Origin of the sequence: Streptomyces sp. TRM68367, from assembly GCF_014495685.1 — a bacterium.
In the GTDB taxonomy this organism is placed as follows: domain Bacteria; phylum Actinomycetota; class Actinomycetes; order Streptomycetales; family Streptomycetaceae; genus Streptomyces.
In genome coordinates, this window is record NZ_JACTVI010000044.1 from 41,744 (window position 1) to 66,661 (window position 24,918).

Here is a 24,918-nt window from a genome sequence, read left to right on the forward strand (position 1 = left end):
CTCATGTCACCGGACACGGACAGGGGAGACCGCATGTCTGCCGTACCAACCACCTCACCCACACCCGTCGACACAGCCGCTGTCGGCGACACCCCGCCCACCGCCCGGGCCCGTCGCCTCGCCCTCGGCGTGATCGCCACCGGGATGCTGATGATCATCCTGGACGGCAGCATCGTGACCGTGGCCATGCCGGCCATGCAGCAGGACCTCGGGTTCTCGCCGGCCGGCCTGAGCTGGGTCGTGAACTCCTACCTGATCGCCTTCGGCAGCCTCCTGCTGCTGGCCGGCCGGCTCGGCGACCTAGTCGGACGCAGGCGCATGTTCCTCGCGGGCACCGCGGTCTTCACCGCCGCCTCGCTGCTGGCGGGCGCGGCCAACGCACCCGCCGTCCTGATCGCCGCCCGCTTCCTCCAGGGCATCGGCAGCGCGATGGCCTCCGCCGTGGGACTCGGCATCCTCGTGACCCTGTTCCCGGGGGCACGGGAACGCGCCCGCGCGATCGCGGTGTTCAGCTTCACCGGCGCCGCCGGGGCGTCGCTCGGCCAGGTGCTCGGCGGCGTGCTCACCGACGCCCTGAGCTGGCACTGGATCTTCTTCATCAACCTGCCCATCGGCCTCGCCGCGCTCGCGGTCGGCACCGCCGTCCTGCCCCGGAACCGAGGGCTCGGCCTGGCCGCCGGCGCGGACGTCGTCGGCGCCCTGCTGGTGACCGCCGGCCTGATGACGGGCATCTACGCCGTGGTCCAGATCGAGCACAACGGCTGGATCTCCGCGCCCACCCTCGGCCTCGGCGCCCTGTCCCTGCTCCTGCTCGCCGGGTTCGTCGTACGACAGGCCACCGCCCGCACCCCGCTGATGCCGCTGCGGATCCTGCGCTCCCGTGCGGTCGTCGGCGCGAACGTCGTACAGATGCTGATGGTGGCGGCGTTGTTCGCCTTCCAGTTCCTGCTCGCCCTGCACCTGCAACAGGTGCTCGGCTACGGCGCCGCCCGCACCGGCCTGGCCATGCTGCCCGCGGCCGTCGTCGTCGGCGCCGTCTCGCTCGGCGTCTCGGCACGCCTCAACGCCCGCTTCGGCGAACGCCGCGTGCTGCTCGCCGGGCTCGTCCTGCTGACCGCCCTCCTCGCCCTGCTGACCCGCCTCCCCGTCGAGGCGGACTACGTCACCGACCTGCTCCCTGTCATGCTGCTCGCCGCCGGCTTCGGCCTCGCTTTGCCCGCGCTGACGTCCCTCGGCATGTCGGGCGCCGGCGAGCACGACGCCGGGCTCGCGTCCGGCCTGTTCAACACCACCCAGCAGATCGGCATGGCCCTGGGCGTGGCGGTCCTGTCCACGCTGGCCGCCGCCCGCACCGACACCCTGCTCGCCGAGGGCAGCACCCGGGCCGAGGCCCTCACCTCCGGCCACCACCTCGCCTTCACCGTCGGCACGGCCCTGCTGCTGACGGCGTTCGTCACGGCGTACACCTTGCTCCGGCGCCGCACCCGCTGACACACAGCGAGCCGGCCCCGCCGGGTAGGGCTTGCCGCTGGCCGCTTCGAGGTTGACGAAGACGGTGCGACCGTCGGCCTTGCGGTCCTTGACCTAGAGATAGTCGCCCTTGGACGTGTACTTCGCGTATCCCCCGGCACATCCGTCCGAACCGCTGGCCAGCGCCGCCGGGGCAGCGACGAGGCCACCCGCGAGGACGGCGGAAGCGACGGCCGGAATGACGATGGCACGCCGCTTGAGAGTTTGACACCGCCCTGCGGGGCGTGCCGGATGGTGTGGTCCACGAAGCGCATCACCGAGCGGGTCGCTCGCCGTCCTCCTGGACCGAGGACGTCCACCTGTCTCGCATCGGTGCGTGCCCGCCGCACGAGCGCCCTCCCGGGCAATCCTTTTTCCTCCAGGACGACAAGGTGTGGCGAGCGACACCCAGCCCGGCGGCCACCGCTACCTCGCCGAGCGTCTGACCGAGGCACTGCGAGACGCCCTCCGCATCGCCGAAGGCCGCGGCCACCGCCTGAGCCACCCGAGCTGACCAGCGACAACGCCAGGGGCCCCGGATCTCTCCGGGGCCCCTGATCTGTGCGCACTCGGCAGGGTTCGAACCTGCAACCTTCTGATCCGTAGCTCTATGCGGATCGGTCAGCGGAGGTCATAGCCGTCGCTTCGAGAGCTCTGCGGGACCGTTTCTAGGGCCGCCGCACCGCACGCATGCCTGAGGCGGGTCCCTGCGCATCCTCAGGCAGGAAGGTCTCGTCCTCCCCGAAGTCCGGGGCCTGGAAGGGGTTCGTCGTCGGAGGCGGCAACACTGCGGTGGAACAGCGGGCGTGCCCTTCCAGAGCGGAGAACAGCGAGGTCGGATCGATGAGAGGTCTCCCTTTCGTTGCAGGTCCCTGATGGGGCCTGGCGTGCCGTGACCGGGCACAGCGGTCCTACAACTTGGTCATCTTGGTGTACGGGCTCAAGATCCGCATTTGTGCCGAGCCGAAATCGACGAGCGCTGCGATTCCGTCCTCGATGCCGACCACTCGGCCGAGGCCGTACATGTCGTGTGTGACCTGGTCGCCCACGGCGAAGTGCTTGGGAGCCGGCGGGACCGGGGCCTTGAAGGGGCTGGTGGGCAAGTGGCGCTTCGATGCAATGGGCTTTGTCATTGCGCCCAGTATGCGCCTACGCGTATCCCGTTCGCTGCGGCTGCCCATGGCTGCTCGGATGCCTACTGTGCGTACACCCTCGAAACGCCAGGGCCCCGGATCTCTCCGGGGCCCTGATCTGTGCGCACTCGGCAGGATTCGAACCTGCAACCTTCTGATCCGTAGTCAGATGCTCTATCCGTTAAGCTACGAGTGCTTGTTTCTCTTTGTTTCTGCGCCGCTTCCGTCCCTTCCGGCCCGCTCGCGGCGACAGGAAGAACATTACATGACTGCCGCCGCCATGTGAAATCCGTTTGCCATACCCCTTGTGACCTGCGGAAACGGGTGTGCGGGCGGGTGTCTGCCGGGGAACCGCGAAGCCCCGGTCGGGTGGACCGGGGCTTCGGTGACCAAGTGCGGAGGCGGAGGGATTTGAACCCTCGATGGGCTTTAAGACCCAAACCGCATTAGCAGTGTGCTGGGTCTCGTCCGAGCATGATCCACGGCGTCCGACGGTGACCCGTTTCCCCAGCTCAGCATGGGTGTCCGTCGGACCTGGACGGACGGCGTCCGAACGCGGTCCGCGCTCTTGGTGCCATCCGTGTGCCATCTGCGTGCCGTCAACTCAGGCCCGCCTGAGGGGCCTTGACCTTGGGGTTCTTGGATGGCCGACCTCCCTTGCGGGCGCGGCGTTCGGAGAGTTCCCGCTCGGCGGCTTCCAGGGCGGCAATGTCCTCGGCGTCGCCGTGGGCGCGGATGTCGGCCCGCACGTGCTCCACCAGGAGCGCCGTCCGGTCGGTGTTCAACCGGGTTGCGACGCGACCGTACGCATCCCACATGACGCGCGGGATGCGGAACCGCGTGCTGAACGTGTGGTCGTCGCTCTCGACTGCCATCGCCTCTCCCTCTCGTGTTCCCACGCGGATTGTGGCACGCCTTATTGCGTGGGTACACAGTTTCTCATTACTGTGTACCCACACGGTTAATCCGGTCCCGGAAACAGGGACGGCCCCGGCGCGGTGCTCCAACACCGGCCGGGGCCTGACGGACCACCTGACTCAACCAGGAGACCCGCTGTGCAGAACCGTACCGCCCGTACCCACCGCGCCAAGCTGCGCGCCGTCCTACGAAACCGCACCCCGCACCCACCGCGCCGCCGCCCGACTGGCCCGCCGTGGTGTCGCCACCCTCGCCGGTCACGCCGTGGCCGCTGGCCTGACCATCCGAGAGGCGCGCTCCGCCGTCGGCACCATGCGTAAGGTGGCCGCCCGCCTCGCGGTGGAAGGCACCCCGGGCCGGTCCCACAGCGGCCGCGCCAAGGCACGCGACTGCCGCCGCTACACCCCGGCCGAGGTCGCCGTCATCGCCACCGCTTACCGCTCGCGGAAGCCCGCTTACAAGGTCCTGGCCGCCAACCTCGTGCGCGCCGGTCTGGTGGCCGCCGCGTGACCCGCACCAACACCCAGCACCAGGCGCCTGCGCGGCGCCTGGTCGCCGCCGGGCTCATCCTTCGCGGCCCCCGCAGGACCCTGCGCATGACCGTGACCGAGGCAGGCGTAACCGGCACCCTCCGCGCGGAGGTGACCCGGTGACCGCCGTCGATGAGCCCCTGTACGGGGCGGCAGCCGCCGAGATTGGCGCGCAGCTCCGGGCGACCACCCTCGACGTGGAGCGGCTCGCCGTCGAGGCCGGCGCCATCGTCCTGAACGACCGGACGCTCCCCCGGCACGCCCCGGCCCGCGTCGCCCAGCTCGACGGGCGCCTGCTGATCGTGTTCGCCGAGGAAGTCAGCCCGGCCGAGCGCGCCGCGTTCATCCGCCGCGCGCTGTACCCGAGCGACTGACCACACCCCCACACCGGCCCCGGGCCTACCGCCCGGGGCCGCCGAAGGAGTACCGCTGAGCATGAACCGCACCAGTAAGGCCCTCGCCGCCGTCCGGGCGGTGAACCCGTTCGCCGCCGTCGAGCGGCTGCTGACCCTCGTCTCTCTCGGCCTGGTCGCTGCCACCGTCGGCGGGCACCTCGGCCCCCTCATGGGGCTGCACGGGCCAGCCGGGACGGTCGTAGGCTGGTCCGCCGCACTCGTCTTCGATGCGCTGTGGATCGGCGCCCTGAAACTGTCCGAGACCGCGATACGGCAGCGCTCGACACGGGGCACGGTCGTGATGCTCGCCGTGTCCGTGGCGGCCGTGGCCGTTTCCACAGGGACGCTGCTCGTCCTCGGGCATGCCGCGGTGTACGCGTTCACGCCGGTCGTCGCCCTCGTGTTCATGGTGCTGCGGCTTTTCGCTGAGAACGTCCTCGCCGACGCCGAGACGACGGCCCTGATCGCCGCGCAGTCCGCCGCGGACCGCAACGCGCGCGCCCTGGCCCGCGCGCGGGCGCGTCACCTGCGGGTCGACATCGAGACCGGCGTCATCACCGAGACGGCCGAGCACCTCGCGCTCATGCGTCGGGACATCGTGCGGGCCGAGGTGCTGACCGAGGCTGACGCGCAGGTCGCCAAAGCGCGCGCCAAGGCTCAGAAGCGGCTCACCGACGCCGACCAGAAGCACGGCCAGGCTGCGCGGCTGTACCTCGACCGTGGTCTGTCTGCGGAGCCGTCACGGGCCGCTGTGACGGGCGGTGCCGTCACGGCCCATGCCGAGGTCGTCACGCAGGTCACTGCCTCTTCTGCGCTCCCGTGCGCCCCTGTCGTCACGGTTGACGATGGCGGCCCCGAGCCGGTCGACGGCGGCCCTCAGACGGCCGGTCACGAGGCGGACGACCTGGCCGACGAGACGGACGCTCACGACGCCGAGGCAGCCCGCGACCCGGCGCCCATCGACAACCCGATGACGTTGGAAGAGCTTGCCGCCGTCGCCGGGGTCGACGTCCCCGAGCCCGGCATCACCCTGACCGACGAACAGATCACGGTGGTGCTGCGGTGGCTCCGGTACGACATGGAGCCGCCCCGGTCCTTCAACCAGGCGCGCGAGGCGTATCGAAAGGCCGGGTTCAAGGGCGCCGAGAACCGCATCCGCCCTCTATGGGCGCTGATCGAGGCGGCCGAGGCGGAGCTGAGCGCGGCGGGCACCGAGGACTGACCCGAGTGCGGAAGCGATAGGGCGCCGCCCCGAAGGAAGCGGGGCGGTACCGCGCTCCGGATCGCCCCCGGCCATCCGCTGGCGTCTGCCGCGCCCGCCGGGACCGAGCCACACCCCACCTACCCGCGTTGGTCACGCCCTGTAAGCAAGAATCGGAGCAAATGACCATGAACCCGACCGGAACTATATGGACCGTCACGAACCCATCTGACCCCGGGCGAAGCACCCCGGGGGAAGGTCCTCCTTCGTGGGAGCGGACCCCGGACCCCGATCACTCTTCGTACACGTCGACGGCGCGGCCCCGCCTAGGAAACGATGACCGCGCCGCCTCGACCAGCACCCAGCAGGACGCCGGCACCGAGGACGGTACCGCCTCGCTCGTCGAGCGGGTGAGTGCCTCTCTGGCCAAGATTCACGAGACGACGACGGTCGCCCTCGACGCCTCTACGCCGCACTTCAAGCTGTTCGCCGAGACCTGGCGGGAGATCGCCACGGAGCGCCGGAACAAGCGCACCCCGCAGTCCGCCGAGCGGCTCAGCAACGCCGTGAAGGGTCTGAACAAGGCACGCCGAGACGAGAAGACCGCCAGGGCGCAGCTCGCCGCCGCGCGGGAGAACAGCGGCTTCTTCGGGTCGCTGTCGGTCCGCCGCAGCGTGTCGGCTGCTCGGTCTGCTCGCCGTGCTGCTGCGAAGGAAGCCCGGGAAGCCCGCCGAGAGTTTCCCGAGCTGCTGCACAAGGTGGTCGCGCGCGTGCACGTCGCCCACACCGCGGCGACCGGCCTCGCCTCGCTCGCGCTCCACTCGCCGTGGCCGGTGCCCGGCTCGGCGACGGCCGCCGCCGCGATGTACGGCGCGCTGTGGCTCGGCTCGCGTGACCTGCCGCCCGAGCACGGCACCGGGGATCTGGTCCCGAACGCCGAAGAGGTCGCGCTCATGGAGCGGCTCGACCCGGCGCACTGGGCTGCGCACTGCGAGGCGCGCGGGCTCAAGGACACACTGACGACGCCGCCGAGGCTGACGCCGTCCGGGCTTCAGGTGAAGGTGCGGCTCGACGGCACATGGACGCCGGACAAGCTGCGCGCGGCCGAGCAGCAGGTTCGGGCGCTGCTGCGGATGCGCGAGGCGACGCGGCTTGAGGTCCGGCCCGGCAAGACCGGCGGTTGGGCGCGGCTGACGCTGCGGACGAGGACGGCGGCCGACGGCGTTGACCTGAACTGGACGCCGGACAAGGTCGGCGTGGGCGTCGACACGGTTACGGGTGCGCCCGTCGTTCTGCCGGTCGCCGAGGGGCGCCTAGTGGCGGGCGCGCGCGGCTCCGGTAAGTCGGTGCTGCTGCGGCCGGACCTTGCACGTCTCGTCATTGACCCGTTGTCGGCGCTGGTCATGGTCGACATGAAGCGGATCGAGGGCGCGCTGTGGCGGCACTGCGCGCGCGTCGCCGTCATGCCGGACGAGATCGAGGCGGTTGCCGCCGAGCTGGTCGCCGAGATGTACGAGCGGACGGCACTGCTCGAGGAGTCGGGCCGCGCCACGTGGACGCCGACGCCGGAGCGGCCCCGGATCATCCTGCTCGTCGACGAGGGCGCCGAAGTGCTCGCGTCGGTCAAGGGCGCCATGCCAAACCTGTCCACGCTCGCCAGGCTCGGCCGCGCCCTTGGCCGCGTGCTGCGACGTGCGGGTAGGTCTGTCCGTGGCGACGCCGACTGAGGCACAGACGGTGTTCGGCGTGCCCGGGTGGCCGGCCGATCGGCTGCCGAAGCGGGGATGGTTCCTGGCGATGCTGCCGGACGGCAGCCGCGGGGCGACGCAGGCCCGATCGTGGTTCGTCTCGGACGAGCAGATTCGTTCCTTCCCGCCGCGGGCGCCTTGGTCGCGCTCGTCCCCGGGCGGGGGCGCTCCGACTCCTCCGCCGTCGACCCCGCCGTCTGGTGGCCGTCCCGTGTTGGTGCTCGTCGAGCCGCTCGCGGCAGACTCGTCCGCGCCCGTGCCGGTGCCCAAGCAGGAGACCGAGGCGCGCGACGATGCGGACACGGTCCTTCTCGCCGAACTGCGCGCGGGTGGCCCACGCACACAGACCGGCCTCGCCAAGGCGAGCGGTGTTGCCAAGGCGACGACCGCGCGGGCGCTCGCCCGGCTCGTCAAGGCGGGGAAGGTGGCAGAGGTCGAGGGCGGCCGGTACGCGGCGGCCGAGGACGAGGCGTCGTCATGCTGAGCGGGACCGAGCCCGCCGCGCCGGCCTCTACGGTCGGCGCGGCGGGCGCCGTCGACCATGACGGGCACCCGCCCTGGTCGACGTCGAGATGACCGTCGCTCCGACCATCCTCGACAGCGACACCCGTCCTGTCGCATCCAAAGGAAATCGTTCGCTGCCCGAGGCGGGCGCTTCTATCCTGCATCGGGTGATGACAGCCGATGACGTGTTGTTCGTCCTGGCCCTGCTGCGGCGCGCGAAGGTGGATGTCTGGATCGGCGGAGGATGGGGGATCGACGCTCTGATCGGCGAGCAGACCCGAGACCACCGCGATCTGGACTTGATGCACCGGCAAGACCAGGAAGCCGCTGTGCTGGCAGCCCTCTCGGCGGAAAGATTCGTGGAGAGCCTGAACTGGAGGCCCATCCGATTCGTCCTGACGGCTCCGGACGGCCGAGAGATCGACCTTCATCCGTTGGTCTTCTCCGATGACGGCTCAGCAGTGCAGGCGTCACCCGAACCGCAGCGTCCTTTCACCTATCCCTCCGCGTGCTTCGTGACGGGGACCATCCAGGGGACGCCTGTCCCGTGCTTGTCCGCCGAACAGCAGATCTACTTCCCCCAGGGATACGAACCATCGCAACGCGATCGGCACGACATGGCACAACTCCGCCGCACCTTCGGGATCGCCACACACTTTTGACCCGTGTCGACGAACCAAGAATCTTCGACACCAATCGAGGAAGCCAGCACCCGAGGCGGCGTCAAAGCTCACCGACATGCGCCCGCCCGTTGTCGACGATCCAGAAGACGCGTTTCGCGCTGGCGTAGGGCTCGCTGGTCATGACCTGGGTGACCAGGTTCATGCAGGGCACGATGCCGGTGGTGGGCTTGCAGCGCCCGAGGACGCGGGCGTGGTGGACGTCGTAGGCGGCGAGGTAGGCCAGGGCGCCACCGCGTCGGTACTCGTGGTTGACCCGCATGGCCCGGGCCCGTCCGGGGGCGAGGGTGGGGTGGCAGCGGCAGCGGGCCTGGATCGAGGTCTTCTCGTCGCTGGAGACCACGTACTCGTCCGCGCCCAGCGGGACGCCGTCGAAGGTGCCGGCATACAGGTCCATAATGCGGGCGGTCTTGGGCCGGAACTTCGGATCGCGGATGAAGATCCAGGATCGGTACCGCCAGGGCTTGAGTGTGTCCTCGCGTAGCCAGCGACGGACGGTGGAGGCGGAGATCGAGCCGGCGATGCGGCGGACGACGACCTCACGTGCCAGTTCCGGGCACGACCAGCGCGACAGCGGGGTGCCGGTCTCGGCGGGCAGTTGGCAGGCCAGGGCCTTGACCTCGGCGACCTGCACCGGGGTGAAGCGTCGTGGACGGCCGCAGCGCCTGCGGTCGGCCAGGGCAGCCAGGCCGCCGTCGGCGAAGCGGACCCGCCAGGTGCTCACGGTGTCCAGGTGCACTCCCGTTGCGCGGGCGATCGCTGCGTTGCCCAGCCCCCGAGCAACCTGCAGCACGATCTGCGCCCGCAGGCGGTCACGGTGCGGGGTGCTGTGGCCGTAGGCCGCTTTCTTCAGCCGGTGCCGTTCGGCGGCGGTCAGGACGATCGGGCGCGCGGTGGCTACGGGCAAGGCAGCAGGCCGTTCAGCAGAAGCGGATCAGGGCACCCGGAGCCTCCCGCATCCAGCCTGACTGTTGGCCGCCCAGGTCCATCAGATGATGAACAAGCTGTCCGGCCCGCCGATCCGGCGGATCGCCTCCAGAGGATACGGGGTCTGCCTGCTCTCAAAACGGAACTCGCGGTAGTAGTCCGTCATCACTGCGGCGATCGGGGCGTGGCGGATGAGGATCGCCGCGACCTGCGACGGAATTCCCGTCGGAGGTTCCCCTCGGGCGCAGACGTGCACGAACGCGCTGCGCTCGTCCCGCTCATACCCGTACAGGGCGGTGGTGAGCCACTGCACCAGGTGGGTGACGGTGTAGCAGTGGTCATAGGTCTGGTGTTCGGCGAAGAAGTCGGCCTCCTCCTTCGACAGGTCGAACCGGGAGGAGATCGCGAGGCCGTAGTCCGTGAAGAACAGGCGCTGGCCGTCGGTGAGGATGTTCTGGAAGTGGCCATCGAGATGCAGGAGCCCGCGGGCGTTCATGAAAGAGGTTCCGGCCTCAAGTTCCTTTTCCACCATGGTGCATGCCTGCTCGGCCGTCTCATCGTCGGCTTTGACCTGAACGTCCAGCCAGTCGTGCAGGTTCTGCGGGATGTACTCAAGGAACAGTGCGACGCTCGCCGAGGAGTCCCGCAGCGCCTCGATCCGGTGGCGCACCTGCGGTCCGCCTCCCCAGTAGGAGACAGCTTTCTCCACGTCGGCCAGTTGCTCGGGCAGCACCTGCCCGGGGTGCGGCAGCACCCGCCAGTGGTACATCAATGGAAAGCCCTCATGGTCCTGTGCGAGCACCCAGTTCGTCGTCATGGTGTGCACGGCCAACTCCCGCCAGGCCCCCCATCCCGGGCTTCCGGGAACCCCGAGGCCGGGATGGCAGAAGGTCGGTAGCCCGAAGAGGTTCGCCGTGGATTGGACGTTCTCCGGCTGCCTTTCCAGATCGGTCAGCGGTAGCCGCTTAACGAAGACTGGGGTTCCGTCGACCTCCAGCAACGCTGAGGTCCCGCCGATGCCAGAACCCATCGGCGTAGCCGTATCCACAAGGTCGCGCAGTTCGCGATCACTGCACAGCGCCAGCGATGTGGAGACGGCACTGTAGGCCGCCAAACGCGCACCACGCGACGCGTCGAAGCTCTCGCCGGCTACCTCCACCAGGGCACCAACCTCTCTGAAACACCTGGGCCCGTCCAAAGGGCGCGCACACGCGACGCGTAGCCCTGCGGTTCGTCCCCCTGGCGCGGGAGGGCATCCAGGACCCGTTTGTGAACACGGATCCGAACACCCTTTGGCCGCACTGTACGTGAAGATCGATAACAAGGTCGGGCGAACACGATGCTCCGGCAGACCGCCACTGCTCAGCGGCTCGGATCTGGTCTGTCTCGCCGTGGTCGAGCTCCATCCGCACCGTCTTCGATGCCCGACCGCGAACACGCCGTCCAGGCCCAGGGGTCAACCCCCGAAGGACTTCCGGAGCCGACCACTTAGCACCCACCCCGACCAGCAAGATCACGACCTACGGATGTCCGGTGAGCAACTCCGCCAAGCGGTCAGCGAATTCGGTGAGCCAGTCCAACTGTGGTCCGCTACGGGCGATGCGGAATCCGTGGCGGCGGCCCCAGAACGCAGCCTGGACGGCATGGAACTGGGCCCAACGCTGGGCGCGTTCGCGATCGACTTCCGCGGCCTCGGCGAAGACGTCCAGAGTGCGGTGGACAGCCTTGTGCAGGTCGTCCGCCTCGAGGAGCGTCAGCGCGCGCGACTTGAGCAGCGTGCCGCCGTCGTAAGCGGGATCTCCTGCATATCCCTTCGGGTCGACGGCCAGCCATGGCTCACGGTCGGCCCGCAGGATGTTCCTGGCGTGGAGATCACCGTGGATGAGGGTGTCCGGCTGGACGCGGCCCAGCTCGCGGACGGTCGCCACGGCGGCGTCCACGACGTAGCGCGACAGTGCATGCGTCAGCTCCTCAGCGTCCTTGAGTAGCTGCTCCTCCCAGACATCAGCCTGCTCCCTCAGGCGGGGCAGGCCCGGCGGCGCGGGGATGGCCAGCCGACGACTGATTCGCCCTGAGACCGTCACAACCTCGTCGCCGTCTTCGACTTCGGCCAGGGGTGACGTCTGGACCCGCTCAAGCAGCATCGCGAACCGCTCATCGTCGCGCTCGTGCAGCAGAACAGCTCCACGCCCGCCCCACGCCGCGAAAGCGTCCGGCTCGTGGACGTTGCCGGGGTGCGGAAATGACACCTTCAGCACAGCAGTACGCTCGGCCCGCTGCCGCACGGGGATGATGGCCCCGACGCCCCCGTGCATGACCTTCCCGTCCGGCACGCAATCCCAGCGCCCCAGCAGCTCTTCCACGATCAGGGCCAGTTCACCGAGCCACGCCGCTCCGGGCTCTCCTTCGCGCTCAATGGTGCTTTGCGCGAACGCCTCTGGTATCTCGATCACCCGGGCACCTTACGCGCCGGCCTGCGGTCCATTCAGGGTGTTGGTACGCCGTCGTGGAGGTAGAGGGGGCGTCCCGCCGTAAGGGCGGTCATAGCGGCGGTGAATCGGCGTCGGACACGTTCGCCGAGCCGGGCGCCGGCCTCTTCCGGCTCGACGAACGCCACCTCGGCAAGCTCTTCGTCCCGTGGGTGTAGCCGGTCGGCCTGGTCCTGGGGCAGCGTGCCGCCGTCGAAAATGAATGCGATCTGGTCATCCCATGGACCGTGCGGTGCCACCCAGTCCACCACCAGCAGCCCACTCACCGTGATCTTCAGCCCCAGCTCTTCGAGAAGCTCGCGGCCTACCGTCTCCTCGGGCGGCTCGTTCGCCTCCGCCATGCCCCCGGGCAGGTCCCAGTCCGGTTTGTAGGTGGGATTCACGAGGAGTACGCGCCCGGCCGGATCACGCAACAGGACATCAGCCGCAACGCGCTTACGGGCCTGCTTGGCGTTGCCTTCGGCCAGGTAGGCGTTCCAGGCGTCTGTGTCGCCGGGGTCGGGTGCGGTGGGCCTCATGCGGGGGTGCCTCCCGGTGATGGCGGGATCAGGTCGGCCAGGAGAAGCAGTCTGGCCCTGCGTGCGTCGTCGAAGCGCACCAGGTACTCACGCACCGGCCGGTACGCCTTGTGCTGCTCCAGCAGTCGGCGCAACTCGTCGAGCTGCCGCATGACGCGGACAGACCCCAGGGTCGGGCTCGTGCTCAACAGCGCGTGAGCGGCGTGCACCGCGGCGTCCAGCTCCCTGCGGCGCACCTGGATGTCCACAAGGCTGATCCGGCTCAGCGCCAGTGACCGCGCACGCCCGGTCTCCCGTAGGGCGACGGCCTGTTCGGCATGGTGTAGGGCCTCGTCGAGCCGTTCCAGGTCACGAAGGATCAGCGCGGACTCGCTCGCCAGGGCGGCGGCGTCGAAGGGGCTCAGCCACGCGTGCTCAGCATCCGCGCCACCCTCCAGGTCCCGCTGTGCCGCTTCGAGCGCACGGGCGGCCGGCGTGTGCTGCTCGGCGGCGGCCAGGGCGCGGGCCTGCATCGTGCGCAACCGCGCGGTCAGCGCCGGAATCCGCGGCCCCTGCGCCGCGAGATCAAGCCCGGTGCGCGCCCATTCCACGGCCGCCGCCGGGTCACCGGTCTGAAGCGCGAGATGGCTGCTGCTCGCGGCGACATGGGCGGCCAGTGGGAGGTCACCGGAGGTGCGGGCCAGGGGTAGAGCGCGCGCGAAGTGCAGCCCGGCAAGGTCATCCTGTCCGGAGTCGTGGGCCATCCAGCCGGCCATCTCCGTCAAGGCCGCCGCCGCCGCGAAGACCTGCGGCCCGCTCGCGGTGTCGACGAGCCGGGGCGCCACCCGGTCCGATAGATGCCGGACCACGGCCCCGTACAGACGGCCGCCGCCGGTCTGCCGGTCCGCGCTGCGGAAGTGGTCCATCGCCGCGAGATGGTCACTGTCCGGCGGCGGATGGCCCGTTCGCTGGTGCTCCGGCGCGGCGGCGGCAGGTTCCCATGACCGGCGGGCCAGCCCAAGTAAGTGGCCCGGGATGTGGAAGGCGTCGGCAATCTGCTCGAACAGGGCCAGCTTCTCTACCCGGCTCTTGCCATTCATGTAGTCGTAGAGCCGCCCCTGTGTGATGTCGACTGCCGCGGCGAGCCGCCGCGTACTCACACCCCGGCTATTGAGCATGCGGAACACGGTGCCCATGTCCCGCTCGGCCAGCGCGCACAGGAGACGCTCATCCCCGAGCAGGCCGGAAATGATCAACCGCGGATCCGGTGACTGATGGCCCATCTACGACTCCCCCGAGTAGCGGTGACTTGATGCTATGTCCAACGACTGTGCGGTGACTCCGTGTTGGAGTCACCTTCTGGAGTCTCCCCGGTCGTCCCGCGCGTCGTTGACTGACTGCCAGCCACGAGGGGTGCACCCGTGAACGTCCCCCGTCGGCCGTCCCGCCCGCAGGTTTCTTCCCCGAGGCACGCGGGCGGGGCTTCCCCCCTCCGCCCCGACCAAGGCGTTGACGATGACCATGGCGACCACAGCGCGACCCAGACCGACAGGACCCCCCGGCTACACCGAGACGCTTCCCCGCGCGGAGGAGACCGTCCAGACGGCCCGCAGCCTGGCACGCGCCGCCGTAGCCACATGGGGCATGGACCGCCTCGCCGCAGCAGCCGAGTTGGTGATGTCGGAACTCGTCACCAATGCCGTGCTCCACGCGTGGGGCCCCTCGCTCCGGGTCATCGTGGAGCGCCCGGCCGACGACAAGGTGTATCTCGCTGTCGTCGACCGCGCACCCCAGCGCACGCCCCAACTCCGCACTCCCGGCCCGGACGATGCCACCGGCCGCGGTCTGCTCCTGGTCGACGACGCCGCGGACCGGTGGGGCTATGACGTGCTCGGACCGCACTTGCGGCCCTGGGGCAAACGCGTGTGGGCAGAGCTGAAAGCCGCCCCGTGATGCTCCTCGACGGGTTGGACGAGGCACTGAAGGAAGCTGCCCGGCCGCCGAGCCGGGGCAGGCGCCGGCGAGGGCGCCGGTTGGGGTGGCGGCAGATTCTCGCCCAGGTGCTCTACATCGCCACCGTCACCGCCTTCATAGCCGCACTCCTCCTGTACCCGGAGGGCGACCTTTGAGCCCCGGCGCCGGGGCGCTCCGCCGTTGCCCCTGCCGCCGGACGCAGTTCTGTCCCGGGCCGGGCCTCTCCCACTCCCGGCCGCCCGTCAGGGATGGCCACGACTCCCGCGCGCGGGTGGCCTCGGCAAGACGGCCGCGCACGGGACACCGGGCGCCTCTCCGAGAGGTGCCCACGGCCGCCCGCCCTCCCCTGGCGGGCGGCCCCACGATCGCCCGGCCGGGGCAGCCCTGTTGCTCCACCGGCCCCGGCCGGGGCCCCTGTTCCGTGCACGATCAGGAAACGCATCGACGCAGGAGGAACTGTGCACCTTCTGACCGCGACTCCGTTCCAGGACCATCACCTCATCCTGAGGCCTGGCAGCCCGAAGGCATTGAGGATCCCGAGGCAGAAGTTCGATCGGCTACGCGCCGCTGTGTCGGACGGTGAGGTGATGCCCGATTGGCTGGTCGATGCGGTCAGCCGTGCGTGGGACATCGACCTCGCGGGCCGCACGGCTGCCGGTACGGTCCTGATCCGAGCTGGGGGCCCGTACGAGTTCAGCCGCTCCACGTGGGAGCTCAACCTCGGCTGTGACTACGACTGCGTGATGTGCTACCTCGGCGAAAAGCGGTTCGAGGGCCTGGACATGGCCGGTAAACGGCGGCTGCTGGACGTCATGGCCGAGGCCGGGGTGATCTGGCTCCAGATGACGGGCGGCGAACCGCTGATCGACCCGGACTTCCCGGAGGCGTACGAGTACGCGCATGAGCTCGGGATGCAGCTGGAGGTGCTGTCGAACGGATCGCGGCTGCACAAGGATCACGTCCTGGAGCTGTTTGCCAGACTGCCGCCGTCGAAGATGTCGCTCAGCGTGTACGGCGCGACCGCCGACACCTACGACACAGTGACCCGTAACCGGGGTGCTTTCGACCGGTTCTCCGCCGGCCTGGAGCGGGCCGTCAACGCGGGGTTGAACCTCACCCTGAGTCTGATCATCACGCGCCAGAACGCCCATGAGGTCGACGCGATGCGCGCGTGGGCGCGGCGGCTCGGGCTGCCGTTCAGCGAGTACGCGAACATGTCGCCGACGATCCACGGAACTGCGGAGCCGCTGCCGTCGCAGTCGCCCGAACACCTCACCAGCAGGGCGCCGTTCACCGGCTGCCCCGCCGGTCACACGTTCTTCCACGCCGACCCGTTCGGCCGGGCCTCGATCTGCAAGGTCGGCCGCGAACCGAACATCGACCTCATCGCCGAAGGCGTGGAAGGACTCGCCCGACTCGGCGCTATCGCCGATTCCCTCATGCTTCGCACCGGAGGCTGCACCGGTTGCGCATTGTCCGGCTCCTGCCGGGTGTGCAGGCCGATGGCGAAGGTCTTCCAGGCTGCGAAGGCACCACTGCACACCTACTGCCAGCACGGAACGAAGGAGGCAACATGAGCGCCGTCATGATCGATCTCGGCCCCACCCGGACCGAGGACGCTGAGGACATCGTCGTCATCGACGACGTGGACGCATACACCGCCGCCGCCGGGACCATCCCGGGCTGCGGCGACGACAACCCCTACAACTGAACCCATCCGATCCGGGGCCCTTGGCGCATCACGCGTCAGGGGCCCCGCCCTCCCTGTGGAAGGGTGTTCCTCATGCCCACCGTGCGTCTGACCGAGCTCCCCGCCGACGTCCTGGCCCTGATCGAGAACCAGACCGGCCCCGTGGTCAAGACGGAGAGCCTGAGCGCCGGCCTCAACAGCGAGATCGCCGCCCGCATCCACACCGCAGAAACGACGATCTTCCTCAAGGGCCTGCGGGAGGGGCATCGCCGGGTGTGGACACAGCAGCGCGAGGCGGACGTCAACGCGCACGTGCGGGGCATCGCCCCGGCCCTGCTCTGGCGCCTCCAGACAGGCGGCTGGGACCTCCTCGCCTTCGAGGACGTCCACGGCCGCCACGCCGACTACACGCCCGGCTCACCCGACCTGACGCTCGTGGCAGACGTGATCGGTCGCCTCTCCACCATTCAGGCGCCGGACACCGTCCTGCGCACCATGCCGGACCGCATGAAGGCCCACACCGAGGCCCCGGAGCTCTTCGCCGGCGACGCGCTCTGTCACACCGACTGGTTCCCCACCAACGTCCTGATCACCGGCCGCGCGGTGGTCGTCGACTGGGCATGGGCCTCCCGGGGTGCCGGATGGATCGACCCCGCGCTGTGGGTGGTCTGGCTCATCAACTCCGGCCACACCCCCGCTCAGGCCGAGCAGTGGGCCGCCCGCTTCCCGGCATGGACCACGGCGCCGGCGCGAGGGCTGGACGCCTTCGCGTCGGCCACCGTCAGCGTGTGGGAGGAGATCACCGCCGACGCCGCGGAACCGTGGACGCTGGACATGCTGAGCGCCGCCCAGCGCTGGGAGAGGCACCGCGCACGATGACGGGAGACCGGCGCCCGCTGATGGTGAAGCGCTTGACGTGTCCCCGGTGACGCCGAGTTGCCGCTTCTGCGGAGCGCTCTGTCCTGTCTCGCTGAAGCCGAGGCAATCTCGGTCGATGTGAGGCATCGGGCCGTACGTCTCGCTCAATCTCGGGCAACTGCCGCTGTTTCTCGCGTGTCAGCCCGGCGCGTCCATCAGGGCGGTTACATAGGCATCCAGCCGCTCCTCCACAGCTCGCATCGTCAGCTCTGTCCTCCCGGCCTCACGCCACGGCTGCGACACCGACTGCACTTCTTCCGAGGCGGCCAGCGCGTCCCGCACCCGCCAGTACAGCCGCTCGCTCACGCTCGCAGCCAGCACACCGCCGGCCTCCTCGTACGCCTCGGCGAACCGCAGACCCCAAGCCGGGCCGTGCACGCCGCCCAGGCATTCCTCACCCTCCGGCGGCTCGACCCAAAAGCCCGCACACCGGCCTGACCCTCTACCAGGTCCTCGATCTCCTCCAGGACCTGCTGAGGTGCTGGGCCGGTGCATGCACCACCTGCGGACGACCTCTACCCACCCAACGAAGCCGCCACAGACAGGGCAGAACCTAACGAAGCACTACTAGGTGCCGACCCACCCAAGCCAGCGTCAACGGTCGGACGGTCGCGGCCTCATCGTGGTTCATCACCGTGCCACCTCATCATCCGGACGGCGGCACGGACGAAGGATTTTCCAGGTATCGATGGCCGTGCGGCTCAGTCCTTCCAGCAAGCCTGGGTCCGGACGCAGGTGCTCGACGAGACGCCAGTCAGAAGTCAGTTGGGCGAGACAGACGGACACTCGGCATCTCACTCAGCCTGAGACACACCAGGTCAGACGGCCGCCGTGCCTCAGCTCCAGCGAGACGGGACACGCTCGCCGAGCAGCGTGAGACGGATCACTGGTAGTGCACGAATCCGCATTGCAACGCGGTCCGCGCACCCGCCGGATTCTGGGTACGCCTCGGCCCCCGGGCAAGGTCCGCGCAGCCGCTATCCGATGACGAGGAAACCTGACCGCACGAGGAGCCGAGATTGCGCCGCCTCGCACCTGCGAAGGGGGCTCACCCTGCGGCCACCCACATGTGCCATCACGGTGCCAACGCTCAATAAAGTGGCAGGTCAAAGGCTCACAACCGCATCTCTTATGCGGTTACACCCTTGGCTGTCCAGGCCGCTTGAGGAGTGCTCGGCCACCATCGGCGAGGAGCCGCCCTCACGTGATCTCAGTTGCCCCGGCTGAGGAGCGGCGTCGATAGGGTGTCGCCATGCCGTATTCGCCGATGTCGCTCCAACTGGAAACCTCTCGACTGACGTTGCGGCCGTGGACCGAGTCAGACGTCGACGCCCATCGCCTGCTCGTCGCCGAACGTGGTGGTGGCATGCCGTCGATCGAGGACAACCGGCAGATGATCGAGGATCAGCGCGCTGCGTCGGCACTGACAGGGATCGCTCTGCTGCCCGTCCTCCGCCGCGATGTGGGTGACTTCATCGGGTATTGCGGGCTCACTGTCGGTCGGGCTTCCGTTGACGAGCCAGAGATTGCCTACGAGCTGTTCCGGCACGCGCACGGACAGGGCTATGCCACGGAGGCGGCGTCCGCGGTGCTCGACGCGGCGATCGCGACCGGGCGGAAACGGCTCTGGTCGACGGTGCGTCCCTGGAATGCGCCGTCGTTTCGTGTCCTCGAAAAGCTTGGGTTCCAGCGCGACCACGTCTCGACCGAAGACAGCGGCGAACTGGTGTGGCTCACCCGCTCCCTGCCGTAAGAGGCGCGTTGCAGTCAGTTCGAACGGACAAGTAGCCCGTCGGGGTCGCACAGTCTCCCGCAGCGGATGCCGACGACGCCCGTGCACCACATCCACGTGCGACAACTCGACTCACGGCCCTACATGATCCACCCCGCTGGTCAGCCACCCAGCCCCCTCAGCAGCGCCGCTAGGTTCGCTGAGACGGAAGGCCGATCGGTTCCGGGTGAATTGCGCGTGTTCGGCTGCTCATGCCAGCCGCGGGACAGCGGTAGCACTTGAACGAGCACCATCGCCGTTTCCCTGCCATCGCACCGAGCCGCAACTCGGTCAATTGGGCGCCCCCTGTCGCAGTTCGGGTGCGGCGGGCAGGATGATCGTCGTGATCCACGCCTTGGATGATGCCGCCTCATTCCACGACCTGTTTGCCACACACCCCCGCCTGACCGGTCTGGTCCTGGCGCCCGATGGAACGCGCTTGATCGCGTCCGTGCAGATCATCGACGACGAGGGAACCAGGTTCGTTTCGGGGTTGTGGGAGGTGGACCCCTCGGGTGAGCGCGAGAGCCGCCCCGTGGGCCGGTCCGTGCCAGGTGACTTCGCTCCCGCTTTCGCTGCCGACGGCACACTGCTGTTCCTCTCCGGCCGCGAGAACACGGATTCCGCCGCTGAGAAGAGCGAGAGCCGGGGTGTGGGGCTGTGGGCACTGCCGGACCTGGGCGAGGCCCGGCAGATCGCCCACCACCCAGGAGACATATCCGCCTTCGCCGTCGCCAAGGACGCCCGCACGGTCGCCTACACCGCTGATCTGCTGCCTGGCGCGGTAAATGCCGAGGCATACGCCGAACTTCGCCGTGAGCGCGAGAGCGCCATGGTCAACGCAGTTCTGTACGAGACGACGACGTATGCCTTTGGCGCAGGCCTCGGCCCCGACGGACCCCACACCTTCGTCCTGCACTCCGACGGGGCTCCGGTGAACGCCGGCAGCCAAGGTCTGCCGGGCACAGGAGATATGGCGCTCTCTCCGGACGGATCGATGGTGGCCTACACGCGCGCCGCGACGGGCCGCACTCCCGACACGAATGTCGTGGTGGTCGCCGACGCGGCCACTGGCGTCGAGTGCCACACGTTCTCGCGCCCTGGTCAGCAGTACTACCGCCTGGCGTTCACGGCCGATGGCTCAGCGTTGGTCTGCCAGCGTCAGCGAGAGGAGACCTATGACACGGAGTGGCGAGTCACGCTTGTCTCGTTCGACCTGGCCTCGGGTGAAGAGACCGACCTCCTGCCTGGGTTCGACAACTGGCCGTGGCCGGGACGGGCGGTCCTCTCGCCGATCCGTGGGGACGCCACGCTGTGGTTCACCGGTGACGAGCGGGGCCACTGCCCGATCTTCCGCCGCGACGCGGACGGCACGATCACCCGCCTGACCGCCTCCGCCGCCTACGCCTCGCTCTGCGTGTCGCCCGACGGGACCACCCTGTACGCACTGCGCAGCACGATCGACAGCCCGCCTCGAGTGGTCCGGCTGGACGCCGTCACATCCGATCAACAACCCGCCTTCCTCCGGGCCCCCGGCGACCTCGACTCGCTTCCCGGCACGCTGACCGAGGTGCACGTCGAGGCGGACGACGGTTTCCCGTTGCGCGCCTGGCTCGCGCTGCCCGAGGGTGTCTCGGCCGAGCGCCCGGCGCCGCTGATGATCGCCGCGCACGGTGGCCCGCAGATGTCCTGGAGCGCCTGGACGTGGTTGTGGAACCCCTGGCCGTTCGCGGCCCGCGGCTACGCGGTGCTGCTACCGGATCCGGCGCTGTCCACCGGCTACGGGCAGCGCATGCAGGAGCGCGGCCGGGGCCAGTACGGCGGTCAGCCCTACCGTGATCTCATCGCGCTGACGGACGCGGCACTGGCACGCGACGACCTCGACGCGACCAGGACCGGCCTCGCCGGCTGGTCCTACGGAGGCTACCTGGCCAACCGGGCCGCGCCCCTTACCGACCGCTTCAAGGCGATCGTCACCCATGCCGGGATGTGGAACCTGGAAGCGTTCCAGATCGACACGGACATGCACGCGTACTTCCGGAAGGTCTTCGGCGACCCGCGGACGCAGCGCGAACGGTACGAAACCAACTCACCCCACTTCCACGCGGCGAAGGTGACCACGCCGATGCTGATCGTGCACGGCGGCAAGGACCACCGCGTCCCGATGGGCCAGGCACTGAGCCTGCACAGCGATCTCCAGCGGCTCGGGACACCCGTCAGCTTCCTGCACTTCCCGGACGAGGGCCACGCCATCGGGGCGCCGAACCACATTCGCATCCTGTACGAGACGGTGCTGAACTTCCTCGACCACCATGTCCTCGAACAGGAGTGGCGGCGCCCCGCAATGCTCTAACTGATCATCCTGAACGAAGGGATCGTTCCGCTGTGACGCATGCTCACGAGGAAGAAGTCCTGGCCCGGATCGCCAAGGGGCTCGTCTACACCGAGTCGGAAGCGGCCTTCCAGGCCCCTCGGCGCCGCACAGAGCAGATCTTCGAGTACAACCACACACCACCGAGCGAAACGGAGAAGCGTCGATCGCTGCTCGTCGCGATCTTCGGCTCAGTCGGTGAACGCACGGTGCTGCTGCCGCCGTTCCACGCCGGGTTCGGCAGCAACGTCCACATCGGCGACGACTTCTTCGGGAACGTGAACCTCACGTTCGTCGACGACGTGGACATCCGCATAGGCAACGGCGTCATGATCGCGCCCAGCGTGACACTGACCACGACGGGACACCCGGTGCATCCCTCGCGACGCGCTGACTTCGGGCGGTTCTCGGAACCGATCGTGATCGAGGACAAGGTGTGGATCGGCAGCAACGCGGTGGTCCTGCCCGGCGTTCGCATCGGATACGGGTCGGTCATCGGCGCCGGCAGCGTCGTCAGCCGCAGCATTCCCCCGATGACCGTCGCGGTCGGAACCCCTTGCCGGGTGGTCCGCCCCATCACGGCAGAGGACCTCACCACACGTACCGCCGGTCATTAGTGCTGGTGGCGGAGCTCTACGACCACCGGCACCGTCGCTCGGGACGGGCAGCCACGAGGGCCCTGACGGCAGGTCAGCAGCGTCGATCAGGCGGACCGGCTGGCCGGCGCAAGCTGCCGGGCTGGAGCAGGAGGCCGCCGAGTTGGAGTGGCCGCTCAATGGCCGGTAACAAAGGGTGAAACTCCATGGCCGGAACAGGCCACGGGCGGCAGGGTGTCGGCGTGAGGGCACGCGATGCGGGTACGCCGCGCGCTGGTTGCGAGAAAGGCAGAGCAGTGGGCTCCAGTGGGATAGCACCGTGGGACGAGGCCGTGTGGCTCAACCGACCGCCGGCGGTGGAACGCGACGGCAATGAGCTGGTGGTGACCACCGCGGGCGGCAGCGATTTCTGGCGTCGCACCAGCTACGGGTTCATACGCGACAACGGTCACGCTCTGCTTGCCGACTTTCAGGTGGGCACCGCGGTCGAAGTCACCTTCGAAGCCGACTTCACCGCCCTGTACGACCAGGCCGGCGTGATGGTCCGCGTCGATGAGCGCACCTGGGTGAAGGCGGGCGTCGAGGCCACGGACGGCACCCCGCATCTGGGGGCCGTGGTCACCCACGACGCCTCGGACTGGTCGCTGGCCCCCGTCCCCGACTGGGCCGACAAGCCGGTCACCGTGCGCGCCAGCCGTTCCGGCGATGCGCTGACCATCCGCGCCCGCAGCGGCGACGGCCCCTGGCGGATGGTCCGCCTCGCGCATCTTCCCCCGGACGCGACTACGACCGCGGGGCCGTTCTGCTGCTCCCCCCAGCGCGCGGGCCTGCAGGTCCGCTTCACCCGCTTCACCTTCGGCCAGGCCGACGCCGGCCTGCACGAAGGCCCGTAAGCGTGGGTAACGTCGATTGATCAGTGGTGTGCCGCTGCGATAAGGCGCCGGAGCGCGGTGTGGGCGGGTGGGCCCCAGGTGGGCTTGCCGCCGGGACGGCCGCGGACTCCAGCCTCTCCGATGCAGATGCCGCTGAGGGCGCGCAGCACCGCCCAGCCGCGGGCGCGGCGCAGGGTCGCGGCGTCCGCGGCCAATCGGTAGGCGTCATAGAAGCGGTCGGCGGCGCCGTCCGGCAGCAGCAGCCAAGGGGCGGCGAGGTCGCAGGCCGGATCGCCGGCGCAGAGGTCGCCGAAGTCGATCACGCCGCAGAAGGTGCCGTCCGCGGTGAGGACGTTGGCCGGATGCAGGTCGCCGTGAAGCCACAGTGCCGGGCCCGCCCACTCGGGCGCGGCAACGGCGTCCTCCCAGATCGCTCGGACGGCATCCGGATCGGGGAGCAGCCCCAGCTCGATGGCCGAGGCGAGATGCTCGGCGAACTGCTCGGCACGGTCGGCCAGCGGCCCCCCGCTGCCACGACCAGCGGGCGCCCCGTCGGGGGCAGGTCGGTGAAGAGCCGTCAGGAAGGCGGCCAAGGCGTCGGCGGCCTCCGCAGCGCGTGTGGCGGGAGCGTGGTCGGCGGGCGTGCCTGGCACCCAGGTGGTGACGATCCAGGGCCGCGGAAACCGCTCGGTGGGCTCGCCGAGGCGCTGCGGGACCGGGACTGGCAGGGGCAGGTGCGGGGCGAGGGCGGGCAGCCAGGCGTGCTCCTTGCGCAGCAGCACGTCCGCGGACTGTGTCGCCCAAGGCACCCGGACAGCGAGGTGGTCGCCGAGCCGCCACAGTTGGTTGTCCCAGCCACGCGCGCCGAGCCTCAAGGAACGATCGGCCAGGTCGGGGTGCTGGTCGCGCAGCAGATCCCGGACCAAGTCCGCGGTGATCTCGATCTCGGTATGGGTCATGCGGAGCCACGGTAGTCGGACGGCGCCCCGCCGTTTGCGACGCCCAGCAATTCGTGCCGCTCAACCTTCCGATGGCAAAGACCAAGGTTCGGTGGCAGAGGACATTGGCCCCTGGTGTCCGCCGTGGGGACACGTCGAGGCGGTGGGTCTGGGAAGGGTGCGGATAGCGTCCGCACCCTTCCGTCCGGGGCGCTCATGGGGGACACGTTCCTTACGGGGACCGGTTGTACGGTGCTCGCGTCTCTGGCGTGCAGTACGGCCGGTGCCTAGAAGCCGAGACGGCCGAGGAGCCCGTTCAGGTCGCCATCGAGGCCGAGCACATCGCCGCCGGGGTTGTCCGCCTCGCGCTGCGCCGAGAGCGCCTTGTCCGCTGTGGTCATCAGCAGCTCGGCAGCCGCGATCGCTCCCCGCTCGCCGCGCTCCACGCTGCGCGCCAGGCGGACGGCCACCTCCCGGTGCATCACGGCTTTCGGCGCGGTCACGTCGCTCAGCAACGCGTGAACGGCGGCGACGAGAGAGCCGTCCGGCTGCGGTGCACTGCCCTCGTCTCCGTCCGCGACGGCGGCGCTCAGCAGCGCGGCGGCCGTCGCCGCGAGGGACGCCCCCCGCCGTTCGGCCATCGCCACCAGCCGGTCATGGACGATCGGAGCGACGCGGGTTGTCAAGGGCTTGGACGGCATCTCAGGGGCCTCCAGGGCGTTCGCAGGGAGGGGCCGCATCCGTGGCGGGATGTATACGGGCGCGGCCGTCCTGGCCTGCGCTGATGTGTAGCGATACCAAACGGCCGGGCGTGGTTCGTGTCACTGTTCCGCCAGCCTTTTGTAGGGGTGCGCAGTAGTCGGCGTCGGCCGGGTCGGGGGCCGTGGTGGCGTCGACGTGGGGCGGGGGCGGGCTGCTCGTCGAGGGGCGGCAGGTTGGCGAGGGCGGCGCGTATCTCGTCGGTGAGCTCCTGGTCCTGGTGCTCGTCGGCGAGGAGACGGGCGGCGCCTGCTTGGGCGAGGCCGTACGCCTGCTCTGGGCGGATGCCGAAGACACGGGCGATCGTCTTGTAAGTGACGGTTCCCGAGGCGATGAGGAGCGCGACGGCGCGGGGCCGGTCCTGGGGGAAGTCGGTCGCGTGCTCGTGGCTCGTGTTGTCGGTAGCGGGCTGCGTGAGTTTCCTGAGTCAACCTCTATGCCGCCTGGGGCGTGTCGGCGGGCGCGTTGATCTTGCTGTTGGCCTGGTGGATGGCGGGG

At 69.5% G+C, this 24,918-nt stretch carries 26 protein-coding genes, 1 tRNA gene and 1 pseudogene; 17 read left to right on the plus strand and 11 right to left on the minus strand.

Annotated elements, in window-relative coordinates; genetic code table 11:
- Positions 1–33: 33 nt before the first annotated feature.
- Entirely contained in the window at positions 34–1,491 is a 1,458-nt protein-coding gene (locus H8R17_RS25670) for an MFS transporter (RefSeq protein WP_187825562.1), read from the plus strand.
- A 929-nt stretch (positions 1,492–2,420) separates the two neighbouring features.
- Here H8R17_RS25670 and H8R17_RS25675 read toward each other — a convergent pair.
- The 3 genes from H8R17_RS25675 to H8R17_RS25685 form a co-directional block, all read right to left on the minus strand.
- On the minus strand, positions 2,421–2,642 hold the full coding sequence (locus H8R17_RS25675) for a hypothetical protein (protein WP_187825563.1): 222 nt from the start codon (positions 2,640–2,642) through the stop codon (positions 2,421–2,423).
- A gap of 123 nt (positions 2,643–2,765) precedes the next feature.
- A tRNA-Arg gene (locus H8R17_RS25680) sits at positions 2,766–2,838 on the minus strand.
- A gap of 403 nt (positions 2,839–3,241) precedes the next feature.
- Positions 3,242–3,517, minus strand: coding sequence for a hypothetical protein (locus tag H8R17_RS25685; RefSeq protein ID WP_187825564.1), 276 nt, complete (start codon positions 3,515–3,517; stop codon positions 3,242–3,244).
- A 307-nt stretch (positions 3,518–3,824) separates the two neighbouring features.
- Here H8R17_RS25685 and H8R17_RS25690 point away from each other — a divergent pair, with 307 nt between their 5' ends.
- The 7 genes from H8R17_RS25690 (at position 3,825) to H8R17_RS25720 (ending at position 8,600) form a co-directional block, all read left to right on the plus strand.
- Entirely contained in the window at positions 3,825–4,070 is a 246-nt protein-coding gene (locus H8R17_RS25690; protein ID WP_187825565.1) for a hypothetical protein, read from the plus strand.
- Entirely contained in the window at positions 4,067–4,213 is a 147-nt protein-coding gene (locus tag H8R17_RS25695) for a hypothetical protein (RefSeq protein WP_187825566.1), read from the plus strand. The genes H8R17_RS25690 and H8R17_RS25695 overlap by 4 nt, the downstream gene beginning before the upstream one ends.
- Complete coding sequence (locus tag H8R17_RS25700; RefSeq protein ID WP_187825567.1) at positions 4,210–4,464, plus strand: hypothetical protein; 255 nt, start codon at positions 4,210–4,212, stop codon at positions 4,462–4,464. The genes H8R17_RS25695 and H8R17_RS25700 overlap by 4 nt, the downstream gene beginning before the upstream one ends.
- 61 nt (positions 4,465–4,525) lie before the next feature.
- On the plus strand, positions 4,526–5,707 hold the full coding sequence (locus H8R17_RS25705; protein WP_187825568.1) for a hypothetical protein: 1,182 nt from the start codon (positions 4,526–4,528) through the stop codon (positions 5,705–5,707).
- 161 nt (positions 5,708–5,868) lie between these two features.
- Complete coding sequence (locus H8R17_RS25710) at positions 5,869–7,413, plus strand: FtsK/SpoIIIE domain-containing protein (protein WP_187825569.1); 1,545 nt, start codon at positions 5,869–5,871, stop codon at positions 7,411–7,413.
- 232 nt (positions 7,414–7,645) lie between these two features.
- Positions 7,646–7,918, plus strand: coding sequence for a MarR family transcriptional regulator (locus H8R17_RS25715; RefSeq protein ID WP_187825570.1), 273 nt, complete (start codon positions 7,646–7,648; stop codon positions 7,916–7,918).
- Between the two features lie 190 nt (positions 7,919–8,108).
- Positions 8,109–8,600, plus strand: a complete 492-nt coding sequence (locus tag H8R17_RS25720) for a nucleotidyltransferase domain-containing protein (protein ID WP_187825595.1) — start codon at positions 8,109–8,111, stop codon at positions 8,598–8,600.
- A 61-nt stretch (positions 8,601–8,661) separates the two neighbouring features.
- Here the strand turns inward: H8R17_RS25720 and H8R17_RS25725 are convergent, their stop codons facing one another.
- The 5 genes from H8R17_RS25725 to H8R17_RS25745 all read right to left on the minus strand — a co-directional run bounded on the left by H8R17_RS25725 (position 8,662) and on the right by H8R17_RS25745 (position 13,814).
- Positions 8,662–9,525: an IS630 family transposase gene (locus H8R17_RS25725; RefSeq protein WP_262505502.1), complete on the minus strand. Its 864-nt coding sequence runs from the start codon at positions 9,523–9,525 to the stop codon at positions 8,662–8,664.
- Between the two features lie 81 nt (positions 9,526–9,606).
- Positions 9,607–10,704 (minus strand): protein kinase family protein, encoded by a 1,098-nt coding sequence (locus tag H8R17_RS25730; RefSeq protein ID WP_187825571.1) that lies wholly within the window; start codon positions 10,702–10,704, stop codon positions 9,607–9,609.
- A gap of 361 nt (positions 10,705–11,065) precedes the next feature.
- The gene (locus H8R17_RS25735; protein ID WP_187825572.1) at positions 11,066–11,998 is read right to left on the minus strand and encodes an aminoglycoside phosphotransferase family protein; all 933 of its coding nucleotides are present in this window, start codon (positions 11,996–11,998) and stop codon (positions 11,066–11,068) included.
- 32 nt (positions 11,999–12,030) lie between these two features.
- On the minus strand, positions 12,031–12,552 hold the full coding sequence (locus H8R17_RS25740) for an NUDIX hydrolase (RefSeq protein ID WP_187825573.1): 522 nt from the start codon (positions 12,550–12,552) through the stop codon (positions 12,031–12,033).
- Positions 12,549–13,814, minus strand: a complete 1,266-nt coding sequence (locus H8R17_RS25745; RefSeq protein WP_187825574.1) for a helix-turn-helix transcriptional regulator — start codon at positions 13,812–13,814, stop codon at positions 12,549–12,551. The genes H8R17_RS25740 and H8R17_RS25745 overlap by 4 nt, the downstream gene beginning before the upstream one ends.
- A 232-nt stretch (positions 13,815–14,046) precedes the next feature.
- Between H8R17_RS25745 and H8R17_RS25750 the strand changes: the two genes are divergently transcribed.
- From H8R17_RS25750 to H8R17_RS25770, 5 genes are all read left to right on the plus strand, one after another.
- On the plus strand, positions 14,047–14,484 hold the full coding sequence (locus H8R17_RS25750) for an ATP-binding protein (protein WP_187825575.1): 438 nt from the start codon (positions 14,047–14,049) through the stop codon (positions 14,482–14,484).
- Entirely contained in the window at positions 14,481–14,660 is a 180-nt protein-coding gene (locus tag H8R17_RS25755) for a hypothetical protein (protein ID WP_187825576.1), read from the plus strand. Before H8R17_RS25750 ends, H8R17_RS25755 begins: the two co-directional genes overlap by 4 nt.
- A gap of 303 nt (positions 14,661–14,963) precedes the next feature.
- Positions 14,964–16,082 (plus strand): radical SAM protein, encoded by a 1,119-nt coding sequence (locus H8R17_RS25760; protein ID WP_187825577.1) that lies wholly within the window; start codon positions 14,964–14,966, stop codon positions 16,080–16,082.
- Positions 16,079–16,216, plus strand: coding sequence for a hypothetical protein (locus tag H8R17_RS25765; protein WP_187825578.1), 138 nt, complete (start codon positions 16,079–16,081; stop codon positions 16,214–16,216). The genes H8R17_RS25760 and H8R17_RS25765 overlap by 4 nt, the downstream gene beginning before the upstream one ends.
- 72 nt (positions 16,217–16,288) lie before the next feature.
- Positions 16,289–17,074, plus strand: coding sequence for an aminoglycoside phosphotransferase (locus H8R17_RS25770; protein ID WP_187825579.1), 786 nt, complete (start codon positions 16,289–16,291; stop codon positions 17,072–17,074).
- A 177-nt stretch (positions 17,075–17,251) separates the two neighbouring features.
- On the opposite strand, the pseudogene H8R17_RS25775 reads toward H8R17_RS25770, so the two are convergent.
- A pseudogene (locus H8R17_RS25775) lies at positions 17,252–17,491 on the minus strand (aminoglycoside phosphotransferase family protein); the annotation flags it as partial.
- An 874-nt stretch (positions 17,492–18,365) separates the two neighbouring features.
- On the opposite strand from H8R17_RS25775, the gene H8R17_RS25780 reads away from it, so the two are divergent.
- The 4 genes from H8R17_RS25780 to H8R17_RS25795 all read left to right on the plus strand — a co-directional run bounded on the left by H8R17_RS25780 (position 18,366) and on the right by H8R17_RS25795 (position 22,744).
- Complete coding sequence (locus H8R17_RS25780; RefSeq protein WP_187825580.1) at positions 18,366–18,866, plus strand: GNAT family N-acetyltransferase; 501 nt, start codon at positions 18,366–18,368, stop codon at positions 18,864–18,866.
- A 457-nt stretch (positions 18,867–19,323) separates the two neighbouring features.
- Complete coding sequence (locus H8R17_RS25785) at positions 19,324–21,237, plus strand: S9 family peptidase (RefSeq protein WP_262505504.1); 1,914 nt, start codon at positions 19,324–19,326, stop codon at positions 21,235–21,237.
- A 32-nt stretch (positions 21,238–21,269) separates the two neighbouring features.
- Positions 21,270–21,872 (plus strand): sugar O-acetyltransferase, encoded by a 603-nt coding sequence (locus H8R17_RS25790; RefSeq protein ID WP_187825582.1) that lies wholly within the window; start codon positions 21,270–21,272, stop codon positions 21,870–21,872.
- A gap of 311 nt (positions 21,873–22,183) precedes the next feature.
- Positions 22,184–22,744 (plus strand): DUF1349 domain-containing protein, encoded by a 561-nt coding sequence (locus H8R17_RS25795; protein WP_316959533.1) that lies wholly within the window; start codon positions 22,184–22,186, stop codon positions 22,742–22,744.
- A gap of 20 nt (positions 22,745–22,764) precedes the next feature.
- Here H8R17_RS25795 and H8R17_RS25800 read toward each other — a convergent pair whose 3' ends face one another.
- Both H8R17_RS25800 and H8R17_RS25805 read right to left on the minus strand, forming a co-directional pair.
- Complete coding sequence (locus H8R17_RS25800; protein WP_187825584.1) at positions 22,765–23,682, minus strand: aminoglycoside phosphotransferase family protein; 918 nt, start codon at positions 23,680–23,682, stop codon at positions 22,765–22,767.
- Positions 23,683–23,948: 266 nt separating this feature from the next.
- Positions 23,949–24,362, minus strand: coding sequence for a hypothetical protein (locus H8R17_RS25805; protein ID WP_187825585.1), 414 nt, complete (start codon positions 24,360–24,362; stop codon positions 23,949–23,951).
- Positions 24,363–24,918: the final 556 nt, after the last annotated feature.

What these genes read in the sequence shown, in the direction of transcription:
- H8R17_RS25720 (WP_187825595.1), top strand. Translation starts at nt 8,109, where the DNA reads ATGACAGCCGATGACGTGTTGTTCGTCCTGGCCCTGCTGCGGCGCGCG.
- H8R17_RS25745 (WP_187825574.1), bottom strand. Translation starts at nt 13,814, where the DNA reads ATGGGCCATCAGTCACCGGATCCGCGGTTGATCATTTCCGGCCTGCTC.
- H8R17_RS25740 (WP_187825573.1), bottom strand. Translation starts at nt 12,552, where the DNA reads ATGAGGCCCACCGCACCCGACCCCGGCGACACAGACGCCTGGAACGCC.
- H8R17_RS25770 (WP_187825579.1), top strand. Translation starts at nt 16,289, where the DNA reads ATGCCCACCGTGCGTCTGACCGAGCTCCCCGCCGACGTCCTGGCCCTG.
- H8R17_RS25805 (WP_187825585.1), bottom strand. Translation starts at nt 24,362, where the DNA reads ATGCCGTCCAAGCCCTTGACAACCCGCGTCGCTCCGATCGTCCATGAC.
- H8R17_RS25765 (WP_187825578.1), top strand. Translation starts at nt 16,079, where the DNA reads ATGAGCGCCGTCATGATCGATCTCGGCCCCACCCGGACCGAGGACGCT.
- H8R17_RS25705 (WP_187825568.1), top strand. Translation starts at nt 4,526, where the DNA reads ATGAACCGCACCAGTAAGGCCCTCGCCGCCGTCCGGGCGGTGAACCCG.
- H8R17_RS25710 (WP_187825569.1), top strand. Translation starts at nt 5,869, where the DNA reads ATGACCATGAACCCGACCGGAACTATATGGACCGTCACGAACCCATCT.
- H8R17_RS25670 (WP_187825562.1), top strand. Translation starts at nt 34, where the DNA reads ATGTCTGCCGTACCAACCACCTCACCCACACCCGTCGACACAGCCGCT.
- H8R17_RS25675 (WP_187825563.1), bottom strand. Translation starts at nt 2,642, where the DNA reads ATGACAAAGCCCATTGCATCGAAGCGCCACTTGCCCACCAGCCCCTTC.
- H8R17_RS25800 (WP_187825584.1), bottom strand. Translation starts at nt 23,682, where the DNA reads ATGACCCATACCGAGATCGAGATCACCGCGGACTTGGTCCGGGATCTG.
- H8R17_RS25685 (WP_187825564.1), bottom strand. Translation starts at nt 3,517, where the DNA reads ATGGCAGTCGAGAGCGACGACCACACGTTCAGCACGCGGTTCCGCATC.
- H8R17_RS25750 (WP_187825575.1), top strand. Translation starts at nt 14,047, where the DNA reads ATGACCATGGCGACCACAGCGCGACCCAGACCGACAGGACCCCCCGGC.
- H8R17_RS25780 (WP_187825580.1), top strand. Translation starts at nt 18,366, where the DNA reads ATGCCGTATTCGCCGATGTCGCTCCAACTGGAAACCTCTCGACTGACG.